8 protein-coding genes are annotated in these 11,537 nt (G+C 70.9%); 5 read left to right on the forward strand and 3 right to left on the reverse strand.

The window, feature by feature from the left end:
* Positions 1 to 387: 387 nt before the first annotated feature.
* Positions 388 to 2,169 (reverse strand): ABC transporter ATP-binding protein, encoded by a 1,782-nt coding sequence (locus Q4V64_RS48175; protein WP_124444400.1) that lies wholly within the window; start codon positions 2,167 to 2,169, stop codon positions 388 to 390.
* Complete coding sequence (locus Q4V64_RS48180; RefSeq protein WP_124444401.1) at positions 2,166 to 3,962, reverse strand: ABC transporter ATP-binding protein; 1,797 nt, start codon at positions 3,960 to 3,962, stop codon at positions 2,166 to 2,168. The genes Q4V64_RS48175 and Q4V64_RS48180 overlap by 4 nt, the downstream gene beginning before the upstream one ends.
* Before the next feature lie 148 nt (positions 3,963 to 4,110).
* Here Q4V64_RS48180 and Q4V64_RS48185 point away from each other — a divergent pair, with 148 nt between their 5' ends.
* From Q4V64_RS48185 to Q4V64_RS48195, 3 genes are all read left to right on the forward strand, one after another.
* Complete coding sequence (locus Q4V64_RS48185) at positions 4,111 to 4,857, forward strand: L,D-transpeptidase family protein (protein ID WP_124444402.1); 747 nt, start codon at positions 4,111 to 4,113, stop codon at positions 4,855 to 4,857.
* Positions 4,858 to 4,905: 48 nt separating this feature from the next.
* Positions 4,906 to 6,501: a peptide-N4-asparagine amidase gene (locus tag Q4V64_RS48190; protein WP_124444403.1), complete on the forward strand. Its 1,596-nt coding sequence runs from the start codon at positions 4,906 to 4,908 to the stop codon at positions 6,499 to 6,501.
* Positions 6,502 to 6,671: 170 nt separating this feature from the next.
* A complete protein-coding gene (locus Q4V64_RS48195) occupies positions 6,672 to 8,168 on the forward strand; it encodes a cation:dicarboxylase symporter family transporter (RefSeq protein ID WP_124444404.1) in 1,497 nt (498 codons plus the stop codon).
* 75 nt (positions 8,169 to 8,243) lie between these two features.
* On the opposite strand, the gene Q4V64_RS48200 is transcribed toward Q4V64_RS48195, so the two are convergent.
* Positions 8,244 to 8,693, reverse strand: a complete 450-nt coding sequence (locus tag Q4V64_RS48200; RefSeq protein WP_124444405.1) for a MarR family transcriptional regulator — start codon at positions 8,691 to 8,693, stop codon at positions 8,244 to 8,246.
* A 93-nt stretch (positions 8,694 to 8,786) separates the two neighbouring features.
* Here Q4V64_RS48200 and Q4V64_RS48205 point away from each other — a divergent pair, with 93 nt between their 5' ends.
* Entirely contained in the window at positions 8,787 to 10,589 is a 1,803-nt protein-coding gene (locus Q4V64_RS48205; RefSeq protein WP_124444406.1) for an ABC transporter ATP-binding protein, read from the forward strand.
* Positions 10,590 to 10,632: 43 nt separating this feature from the next.
* A complete protein-coding gene (mltG, locus tag Q4V64_RS48210) occupies positions 10,633 to 11,484 on the forward strand; it encodes an endolytic transglycosylase MltG (protein WP_124444407.1) in 852 nt (283 codons plus the stop codon).
* Positions 11,485 to 11,537 lie beyond the last annotated feature (53 nt).

Raw genomic sequence — 11,537 nt, forward strand, 5'->3', positions numbered from 1 at the left:
CGCGACCTGCGTGCCGATTCCGGGGCCTGGCCGCCGTGCGGCGATGCCGTGACCTGCGTACCGATCCCGGCGCCCGGCCGTCCGTGCGGATGCGGAACGTCGCGCATGCCGTCGCCGGCGCCCGGCCGTCCGTGCGGCGATGCCGTGGTCCGCGTGCCGATCCCGGTACCAGGCCGTGCGTGCGGATGCCGATGGTCGTGCATGCCGTCGCCGGCGCCCGGCCGTCCGTGCGGCGATGCCGTGACCCGCGTGCCGACCCCGGCGAACGGCCGTGCGGCCGAACATCCCGCACGCCGACCCCGGCGCCCGGCCCTCCGAGGCGGAGCTCGCCGCTCAGCAGTCCAGCACAGCTCGCCCTCGGTGGACGCCCGTGGCGGAGCTCGCCGCTCAGCCGTGCCACGAGCGCCACAGGGCCGCGTACGCGCCGTCCGCCGCGACCAGCTCGTCGTGGCTGCCGAGCTCGCTGATCCGGCCGTTCTCGACGACGGCGATGACGTCCGCGTCGTGGGCGGTGTGCAGGCGGTGGGCGATCGCGACCACGGTGCGTCCGTCGAGGACGCGGGCCAGGGAGCGTTCCAGGTGGCGTGCCGCGCGTGGGTCGAGCAGGGAGGTCGCCTCGTCCAGGACCAGCGTGTGCGGATCGGCCAGCACCAGGCGGGCCAGCGCGATCTGCTGGGCCTGGGCCGGGGTGAGCGAGAGCCCGCCGGAGCCGACCTCCGTGTCCAGCCCGTCGTCGAGGGCACGCGCCCATCCGTCCGCGTCCACCGCGCCGAGAGCCGCCCACAGCTCGGCGTCGGTGGCGTCGGTGCGGGCCAGCAGGAGGTTGTCGCGCAGGGAGCCGACGAAGACGTGGTGCTCCTGGTTGACCAGGGCCACGTGCGAGCGGACCCGTTCCGCCGGCATCCGGGAGAGTTCGGCGCCGCCCAGGGTGATCCGGCCGGCCCGGGGTCCGTAGATCCCGGCGAGCAGCCTGCCGAGCGTCGACTTGCCGGCTCCCGAGGGGCCGACCAGCGCCAGCCTGGTACCGGGCGCCACCTCGAGGGACACCTTGCGCAGCACGTCCACGCCCTCGCGGTAGCCGAAGTGCACCTCATCCGCGTGCACGTCCCGTCCGTCGGGCGCGAGCGCGGCGTCCCCGGCGTCCGGTTCGATGTCCCGGACGCCGACCAGGCGGGCCAGCGACACCTGGGCCACTTGCAGCTCGTCGTACCAGCGCAGGATGAGCCCGACCGGATCGACGAGCATCTGCGCGATGAGCGCACCCGTCGTCAGCTGGCCGACCCCGATCCAGCCCTGCAGGACGAACACGCCGCCGACCATCAGCACGGACGCGAGGACCGTCACATGGGTGACGTTGAAGATGGGGAAGAGCACCGACCGCAGCCAGAGTGTGTAGCGTTCCCAGGCCGTCCATTCCTTGATCCGGCGCTCCGACAGCGCGATGCGGCGCTCGCCGAGCCGGTGGGCCTCGATGGTGCGTCCGGCGTCCACGGTCTCCGCGAGCGCGGCGGCTACGGCGGCGTACCCGGCGGCCTCCGATCGGTAGGCCGATGGCGCCCGCTTGAAGTACCAGCGGCAGCCGACGACCAGCAGCGGCACGGCCAGCAGCACGGCGGCCGCGAGGGGCGGCGCCGTGATCACGAGACCGCCCAGCAGGAGGGCCGCCCACACCACGCCGATCGCCAGCTGGGGCACGGCTTCGCGCATCGCGTTGGCGAGCCGGTCGATGTCGGTCGTGATCCGGGACAGCAGGTCGCCCGTCCCGGCCCGCTCCAGGACGCCCGGCGGCAGTCCGACCGACCGGACGAGGAAGTCCTCGCGCAGGTCGGCCAGCATCCGCTCGCCGAGCACCGCGCCGCGCAGCCGCACCTGCCGCACGAACCCGGCCTGCACGATCAGGGCGAGGACGAACAGCCCGGTCGTCAGCCCCAGATGGAGCTCACGCGCCCCGTCCGACACGCGCTCCACGAGTCCGCCCAGCAGCCACGGGCCCACCATCGAGGCCACCACGGCGACCGTGTTGACGGTGACGAGGAGCAGGAGGGCACGGCGGTGCCGACGGAACAGTTCGGTCACGTAGGCGCGGACGGTCGTGGCGGCGCCGACGGGCAGGGTGTTCGCCGTCGTCGGGGCCGCCGGGTCGTACGCCGGTGGCGCTACGCCGATCATGCTGTCTCCTCGATTTCTTCCAGTTCGTCCAGCTTTTCCAGCACGCCGCTCACGACGGCCTCCTCGTCGGTCTCGCGCGTCACGACCGCCCGGTACCGGGGCTCGTCGTGCACCAGTTCGCGGTGCACGCCGACCGCCGCGACCTCGCCCTCATGGACGAGGACGACCCGGTCCGCGCGGTCCAGCAGCAGCGGCGAGGAGGTGAACACCACGGTGGTGCGGCCCGCCCGCAGATCCCGCACTCCCTCGGCGATCCGCGCCTCCGTGTGGGAGTCGACGGCCGAGGTCGGCTCGTCCAGGACGAGCACCTCCGGGTCGGTGATCAGCGACCGGGCCAGCGCGAGCCGCTGGCGCTGGCCGCCGGAGAGGGAGCGGCCGCGTTCGGTGATGTGGGCGTCCAGCGGATCCTCGGCGTCCAGCGCCCCCTGGACGAGTGCCGCCAGCACGTCCCCGCACTGCGCGGCCTCCAGCGCCTCCTCCGCCCGGACGTCACCAGAGGCGGGCACGTCGAGCAGCTCGCGCAGCGAGCCGGACAGCAGCACCGGGTCCTTGTCCTGGACGAGGACGGCTGTCCGTGCGGTGTCGAGCGGCAGTTCGTCCAGCGGCACGCCGCCCAGCAGCGCCGATGTGCCCGCTTCCGAGGCGTGTCCGCCCAGCCGTTCCGCCAGCCGGCCGGCGGCGTCCGGGTCGCCGCACACCACCGCGGTGAGCCGGCCGGTGGGTGCCAGCAGTCCGGTGGCCGGGTCGTACAGGTCACCGGAGGGCAGGTCGGCGGCGCGCGATCCGCCGGTGTCCGTGGCGCGCTCCAGCGACAGCACGCGGGCGGCCCGTTGGGCCGAGGGCCGCGAGAAGGAGTAGGCCATCGCGATCTCTTCGAAATGGCGCAAGGGATAGGTGAGGACCATGACCGAGCTGTAGACGGTGACCAGTTCGCCGACGCCGATCCGGCCCTGGCGGGCCAGATGGACGCCGTTCCAGACGACCGCGATCAGCAGCAGCCCCGGCAGCAGCACCTGGATGGCGGAGATCAGGGACCACATCCGGGCGCTGCGCACGGCCGCGTGACGGACTTCCTGCGAGGCGCGGCGGTAGCGGTCGAGGAAGAGTTCCTCGCCGCCGATGCCGCGCAGGACGCGCAGGCCCGCGACGGTGTCGGAGGCCAGTTCGGTGGCGCGTCCGGCCTTCTCCCGCTGGAAGTCGGCCCGCCGGGTCGCACGGGGCAGGAGCGGCAGCACGGCGAGTGCGAGGACCGGCAGGCCGATGGCCACCACCGCGCCCAGCGCCGGCTGGTAGACCACGAGGCCGACGCAGACCAGCACGATGGTGACCGCCGCCGCGGTGAACCGCGACCAGGCCTCCACGAACCAGCCGATCTTCTCGACGTCGCCCGTGGAGACGGCCACCACCTCGCCGGCCGCGACGCGCCGGGTCAGCGCCGAGCCCAGCTGGGCGGCCTTGCGTGCCAGGAGCTGCTGGACGCGGGCGGCGGCGCCGATCCAGTTGGTGACCGCGGAGCGGTGCAGGAAGGTCTCGCCGAGCGCGTTGCCGACGCAGGCCAGGGCCAGCAGCCCGCCCGCGAGGGCGAGCCGGGCACCGGAGCGGTCGACGACGGCCTGGATGGCGAGACCGACGCAGAACGGCAGCGCGGCGACGGACATGAAGTGCAGCAGCCCCCACGCCAGCGATTTGAGCTGCCCGCCCAGCTGGTTCTTGAAGAGCCACCACAGAAATCGGGGACCCGAGCGTGCGTCCGGCACACCTGGGTCGGGATACGGAAGGTCTTGAATCTGCATGACGTCCCAGTGGCTCGTGTCAAGGGGTGGAAGGGACCGCGAACGGCGGCAACAAACCGTGAAAGGTTCGCGTCGGTGCGTGGTCGGAAGCAAGCGGTTTTCCGCCCCGCCGCACAGAACCGGCTGCACTCGGTGGGACCATGGAGCGATGCGGAGTGATGGTGCGTGGCGTGCGGTGGTCGTGCCCGCGGCCCTGGGCCTGACCGCCCTGGCCGGCTGCGGCGGTTCGGGTCCGGCGCATCCGGGTGGCACGGAGACGAGAGCCGCGGGCAAGCCCGCCCACACCCGCCCGGCCACCGCCGACCCGACGCGCATCCCGGATGTCGGCGACCGGCTGCGCCGGCGGATCCCCGCCGACTCCCGCCAGGTCGTGGCGGTCTACGGCGACGGCAAGAACTCCGCCCGGTCCACGGTCGTGCTCTACACCAAACGCGGCTCCACCTGGGACCGCACCCGCAGTTGGCCGGCACACAACGGCAAGAAGGGCTGGACCACCGACCACCACGAGGACGACGACCGCAGCCCCGTCGGCGTGTTCACGCTCAGCGACGCGGGGGGTGTGCTCCCGGACCCGGGGACCGAGCTCCCGTACACGCGGTCCGCCGCCTTCGCGGCCCCGCGCTGGTGGGCCAAGTCGTACTGGCACGACTTCGACTACGTCATCGCCATCGACTACAACCGCGTCAAGGGCACCCCGCCGAACGACCCGGTCCGCCCCGAGGGCGCATCCAAGGGCGGCGGGATCTGGCTGCACCTGGACCACGGCAGCGGTACGTCGGCCTGCGTCAGTCTGTCCAAGCCGGCCATGCGGTACCTGTTGCGCACGCTCGATCCGGATCGGCATCCCGTGGTGGTGATGGGGGACAGGGCGGACCTGAAGGCCTCACGCCCATAGGGGAGGCCTCATTGCGGGAGACCCCCAACTCGCCGTAGAACACCGGCCATGAAGAGACGGATCCTCATGTCCATGCTCGCCGGAGCGACCCTCGTGGCGAGCACCCTCCTCGGGGCGAGCCCCGCTCGATCCGCAGACACCCCGGTCCCGGCCGAGTTCGGCACCGACTGGCACGACCCCCTCACGGCAGCCCCGCCGGTCACCAAGCCCGCCGGAAAGGCCTGCCGAGTCACGCTCGCCGAGGCGCAGTTCCGTGACTTCACCCCGTACAAGGGCACGTACACACCGCCCGAGGGCTGCGGCGACCGCTGGAGCAAGGTCGTGCTGCGCCTGGACGGCAAGGTCAAGGGACGCCAGTTCGACCGGCTCGGACATCTGCACGTCGGCGGGGTGGAGATCTTCCGTACGTCGACGCCCCAGCCCTCGCCCGACGGCATCGAATGGTCCGTGGAGAAGGACGTCACGCGCTACAGCGACACCTTCCGCGGCCGCCAGGACGTCGAGATGCTCATCGGGAACGTCGTCGACGACACGTACACGGGGATCATCGACGTCAAGGTGACCCTGACGTTCTACCCGGGCAAGCCGGCCGCCCCCGACCAGGTCCTGACCCTCGACGACGGGTCCACCCTCACCACCCCGCGCAACAGCGAACGCATCGTCGCCGAGGTGTACGCCACCGGCTCCGGCGGCGGCTGCGAGGAGTACTGGTACCTGACGGTGCCCGACGCGGCCCCGTACTCCTGCCAGGCCGACGACGGCCCCTACCGTGAGGTCCAGATCAAGGTCGACGGACAACTCGCGGGCATCGCCGCGCCGTTCCCGACCGTGTGGACCGGAGGCTGGTCCAATCCCTTCCTCTGGTACGTCGTTCCGGGACCGCGCGCCTTCGACATCAAGCCGATCGAATACGACCTGACACCCTTCGCCGGAATCCTCAACGACGGCCGCCCGCACCGCGTCGAGGTCTCCGTCGTCGGCGTGCCCGAGGGGCAGAGCGGTTGGAGCGCGCCGGTCAACGTCCTCGTCTGGCAGGACGCGAAGAGCACGCACGTCGGCGGGAAGCTCACCGTGCACAAGAGCGGGGACCTCGCCAACTCCTCGACGTACACACCCGGTTCCGAGCACCGCGTGGACACGGAGGGTCATCACCGGCTGACCGTCGCGGGATACGTCGACACCTCGCACGGCCGGGTGACGACCACCGTGAGCCGATCGCTGGCGAACACCTCCACGCACCGCTGGACCGACGGCGAGAATATGGACGCGCTCGACGCCACCTGGGCGGACGACGAGTCGGTCACTGTCGACGGGCGCGGCCCGGCCCGTACGACGCGCACGCAGCGGACGTACACGATGGACGGCACGACCACGCTCGGCGCGGGCGACCGGCTGCGGACCGTGCTGACCCTCGGTGACCGTGCCGCGGTCGTCGAGTCGCGCGGCGGCCGGCGTACCGCTTGGTCGCGGCTCGACGACACCTACAGCGGCGACGCGACGTACACCGTGAACGTGCCCCGCGACCAGCGGCACGCGGTCGGCACGACGAGCGAGCGCTACCGGATCCACGGCTCGTCCGGGTGTTACGACCGCTCGTTGACGACCGTCCAGGGGGTGCTCACCGAGGATCGCGGCGGCTGCTGAGGCGAGTTGTGTGCGATGCGTCACAGGTGGCGTGATTTACCTGGCTGAAACGCGGCGGTCTTGTGTGGGATCAACGGTGCCCCCAAAGTGATCGGCACGGAATCCGCTTTCCGTATCGCAGAAGTCCCGTCCCCGGCTTCTGCCGCCATCCGTCCCCACAAGGAGTGCCTGTGCCGCCGTCCGTACCGTCGCTGCCGCGACGCGTCGCACGCATGCTGCGTACCTCTCTTTTCGCGCAGGTCGCCTGCGCACTCGTGCTCGGAATCGTCGTAGGAAAGCTGTGGCCCGACGCGGCCGCGGAACTCCAGCCGCTCGGCGACGGTTTCACCCGGCTCATCAAGACGATCATCTCCCCCCTGGTGTTCTGCGTGGTCGTCGTCGGCATCGCCAAGGCCGGTGATCTGAAGGCGTTCGGCAGGATCGGACTCAAGGCGCTGATCTGGTTCGAGGTCGCGAGCACGCTCGCCCTGATCATCGGACTCCTGGCCGCCAACATCGTCCAGCCCGGCTCGGGGATGAACGTCGACCCGTCCACGCTGAACACCTCGGCGGTGGATGCGAAGACGGGCGGCGGTTCGCTGCCCTCGACGACCGAGTTCATCGTCAACGCGATTCCCACCAGCTTCGTCGGCGCCTTCGCCGAGAACGAACTCCTCCAGGTGCTCATCCTGGCCTGCCTGGTCGGCGCCGCGCTGCTCCACCTCGGCCACACCAGGGTGCCGAAGGTGCTGCCCGCCATCGAGCAGGCCCAGGAGATCATCTTCGCGGTCGTCGGCTTCATCATGCGACTCGCCCCGATCGCGGTGTTCGGTGCCATGGCCGTCCTGATCGGCCAGTACGGCCTCGGCGTCATCGAGACCTACGCCAAGCTGATCATCCTGTGCTATGCGGCCGCCGCGCTCTTCATCGTGCTCCTCGCCGTCGCGCTCAAGGCGGTCACCGGACTCAGCCTCTGGAAGTTCCTGCGCTACATCCGCGAGGAGATGCTGCTCGCGCTCGGCACCGCCTCCACCGAGTCGGTCATGCCGCGCGTGATGCTGAAGCTGCGCCGGGCCGGCGCCCGCGACGACGCCGTGGGTCTGGTGCTGCCCACGGGCTACTCCTTCAACCTCGACGGCGCCTCGCTCTACCTGTCCATCGGCACGCTGTTCATCGCCCAGGCCGTGGGCGTGGACCTCAGCCTGAGCCAGCAGATCACCGTGATCCTGGTGCTGATGCTGACCAGCAAGGGCATGGCGGGCATTCCCGGTTCGGCCTTCCTCGCCCTGTCCGCGACCGCATCGTCGCTGGGTGCCATCCCGGCCGGCGCCGTCGCGCTGCTCCTCGGCGTGGACCGCATCATGGACTCGATGCGCGTCGTGACGAACCTGCTCGGCAACTGCGTCGCCGTCTTCGCCGTCTCCCGCTGGGAGGGTGCGCTGGACGCCGACAAGGCGAAGAAGGTCCTGGACGGCGAGATCGTGTTCTCGGCGGAGGACGAGGACTCGGAGAAGCCGGAGCTCGCGAAGTCGGAGCCTGGGAAGCCGGAGCTCGCGAAGTCGGAGCCTGGGAAGCCGGAGCTCACGAAGCCGGGGCCTGAGAAGCCGGGGCCTGAGGAGCCGCAGCCCGAGGGACCCGCCACCGTACCGGCCCAGACGGCCAAGGAGACCGCCTCCGAGGCCGGTTGAGGTCCCACGCCGGACAGCCGGGCCGCGGCCACCGCTCCAGCAGTACGGAGCGGTGGCCGCGGCCGTTTCGCGTACTCAGCACCGCTGGGCGGTGGCCCCGTCCATCAGCGTGTCCAGCAATCCGCCCAGCACCGCACGCTGTTCATCCGTCAGCGGCGCCAGAATCTCCTCCGCCGCCGACCGCCGCGCCTCCCGCAGCTCCCGCAGCGCCTTGTGCCCGTCGTCCGTGAGCTCGATCCGGATCACCCGCCGGTTCGTCGGATCGGGCGCGCGCCGCACTTTCCCGTTCGACTCCAGCCCGTCGACCAGAGTCGTCACGGCACGCGGGACCACCTCGAGCCGCTCCGCGAGGTCGGCCATGCGGGGCGGCGCGTCGTAGTGCGCGAGGGTGCGCAGCAGCCGGGACTGCGCCGGGGTCACGCCGAGGCCGCGCCGCTCCAGATGGCGCTTCTGGATCCGGTGCACGCGGCGCGTGAGTCGCAGCAACTGCTCGGCGAGCACACCATCGGAATCGGGGGTGGTCATGCGGGAACAATATCAGGACCCCGCTCATTGTGAGTAGAGGTAACAATGAGCTAAGCTCCGTCAGTCCTCACCGTCTCACCCTCCGTAGGAGCCATGCCCCGCGACGACATCACCTGGACCCCCGCACCCGGCACCTCGACCGAGCAACCCCGGCAGGTGCGCCGTATCCTCAAGCTTTTCAAGCCCTACCGCGGCCGGCTCGCGGTCGTCGGCCTGCTGGTCGGCGCCTCGTCCCTGGTCACCGTGGCGACCCCGTTCCTGCTGAAGGAGACGCTGGACGTCGCCATCCCCGAGGGCCGCACCGGCCTGCTGAGCCTGCTCGCCCTCGGCATGATCCTCAGCGCCGTTCTCACCAGCATCTTCGGCGTCCTGCAGACCCTGATCTCCACGACGGTCGGCCAGCGCGTCATGCACGACCTGCGCACCGCGGTCTACGGCCGCCTGCAGCGCATGTCCCTCGCCTTCTTCACGCGCACGCGGACCGGCGAGGTCCAGTCCCGCATCGCCAACGACATCGGCGGCATGCAGGCCACCGTGACCTCGACCGCCACCTCCCTGGTCTCCAACCTGACCAGCGTGGTCGCCACGATCATCGCGATGGTCGCCCTCGACTGGCGCCTGACCGTCGTCTCCCTGGTCCTGCTGCCGGTCTTCGTGTGGATCAGCCGCCGGGTCGGCAGTGAACGCAAGAAGATCACCACGCAGCGCCAGAAGCAGATGGCCGCGATGGCCGCGACCGTCACCGAGTCGCTCTCCGTCAGCGGCATCCTGCTCGGCCGCACGATGGGCCGCTCCGACTCGCTCACCCGGTCCTTCTCCGGGGAGTCCGAGGAACTGGTCGACCTCGAAGTGCGGTCGAACATGGCCGGGCGCTGGCGCATGGCCGTCATCTCGATCGTCATGGCCGCCATGCCCGCCGTCATCTACTGGACCGCGGGCCTCGCCCTCCAGACGGGTGGCCCCGAGGTCTCCATCGGCACCATCGTCGCCTTCGTCTCGCTCCAGCAGGGCCTGTTCCGCCCGGCCGTGAGCCTGCTGTCGACCGGCGTCCAGATCCAGACCTCGCTCGCGCTCTTCCAGCGCATCTTCGAGTACCTCGACCTGCCGATCGACATCACGGAGCGGGAACGGCCCGTTCGCCTCGACAAGATCAAGGGCGAGGTGCGCTTCGAGAACGTCGATTTCCGATACGACGACAAGGCCGACGCCATCCTCGACGGCATCGACATCACCGTCCCCGCGGGCGGCAGTCTCGCGGTCGTCGGCCCGACCGGTGCCGGCAAGTCCACGCTGGGCTATCTGGTGCCGCGGCTGTACGACGTGACGGGCGGCCGGGTCACCCTCGACGGGGTCGACGTCCGCGACCTCGACTTCGGCACCCTCGCCCGCGCGATCGGCGTCGTCTCCCAGGAGACGTACCTCTTCCACGCCTCGGTCGCCGACAACCTGCGCTTCGCCAAGCCGGACGCCACCGACGAGGAGCTCCAGCAGGCGGCGAAGGCGGCCCAGATCCACGACCACATCGCCTCGCTGCCCGACGGCTACGACACCGTCGTGGGCGAGCGCGGCCACCGCTTCTCCGGTGGCGAGAAGCAACGTCTGGCCATCGCCCGCACCATCCTGCGTGACCCGCCGGTGCTGATCCTGGACGAGGCGACCAGCGCGCTGGACACCCGCACCGAACACGCCGTCCAGGAGGCCATCGACGCCCTCTCGGCCAACCGCACCACCCTCACCATCGCGCACCGCCTGTCCACCGTTCGGGGTGCCGACCAGATCGTGGTTCTGGAGTCCGGACGGGTGGCCGAACGCGGCGCGCACGAGGAGCTCTTGGAGCGGGACGGACGGTATGCGGCCCTGGTCCGCCGGGACGCCCAACTGGAGCCGACAGGATGACGATATGTCGGGTTTATAGGCTTTAGCGGGTTACCGTGCCCGCATGCAGATCAACAATCCGCCACGGAGCACGATCCGACTGACGCGCCGGGGCCGTCTCGCCCTCATCGCGACCGGGGCCGTCGTGGCCGGCACCGCTGTGGCGGTGCCGCTGCTGACCCTGGCCGGTGACGGGGAGGAGAAGCCGCCCGCCCTGGTGATCCCGGAGGGCTGGCGCGCGGGCCAGGTGTACCAGGCCGTCGACAAGGCCCTCGCCCTGCCCGCGGGCACCACCAAGAAGTCCCTCGGTAAGGCCGCCCTGAGGCTGCCGAACGACGCGGAGGGCAATCCGGAGGGCTACCTCTTCCCGGCGACATATCCGCTCGAACACGGCGGCAAGAAGGCGACGCCCGAGTCGCTGCTGTCGTTCATGGTCGACACCGCGAATCGGAAGTTCAACGGCGCCCCGGTCGCGGCCGGCGCCCAGCGCAACGCGATGAACGTCTATCAGGCGGTCACCGTCGCGAGCATCGTCCAGGCCGAGGCAGCCACCAAGGCCGACATGGGGAAAGTGGCCCGGGTCGTCTTCAACCGCCTGGAGCGCGGCATGCCGCTGCAGATGGACTCCACCATCAACTACGCGCTGGGCCGCTTCACGCTGAAGACGACGGACGCGGACACGCGGATCCAGAGCCCCTACAACTCGTACCAGCGCATGGGACTGCCGCCCACGCCGATCGACAACCCGGGCGAGGACGCGATGCGCGCCGTGATCAACCCGCCCCCGGGCGACTGGCTGTACTTCGTCACGGTCAAGCAGGGCGACACGCGCTTCACGGCCGACTACGCGGAACACCAGCGCAACGTCGCGGAGTTCAACGCCCAGCAGAAGGCGAGCCCGCAGTCCAGGACGTGAGTCAGGGCGCGCGGTGTGCCGTGCGCCTCGCGTCGCCGGTCGGGCCGGGAGGG

The sequence above is a fragment of the Streptomyces sp. NL15-2K genome (assembly GCF_030551255.1).
Classification (GTDB): Bacteria; Actinomycetota; Actinomycetes; order Streptomycetales; family Streptomycetaceae; genus Streptomyces.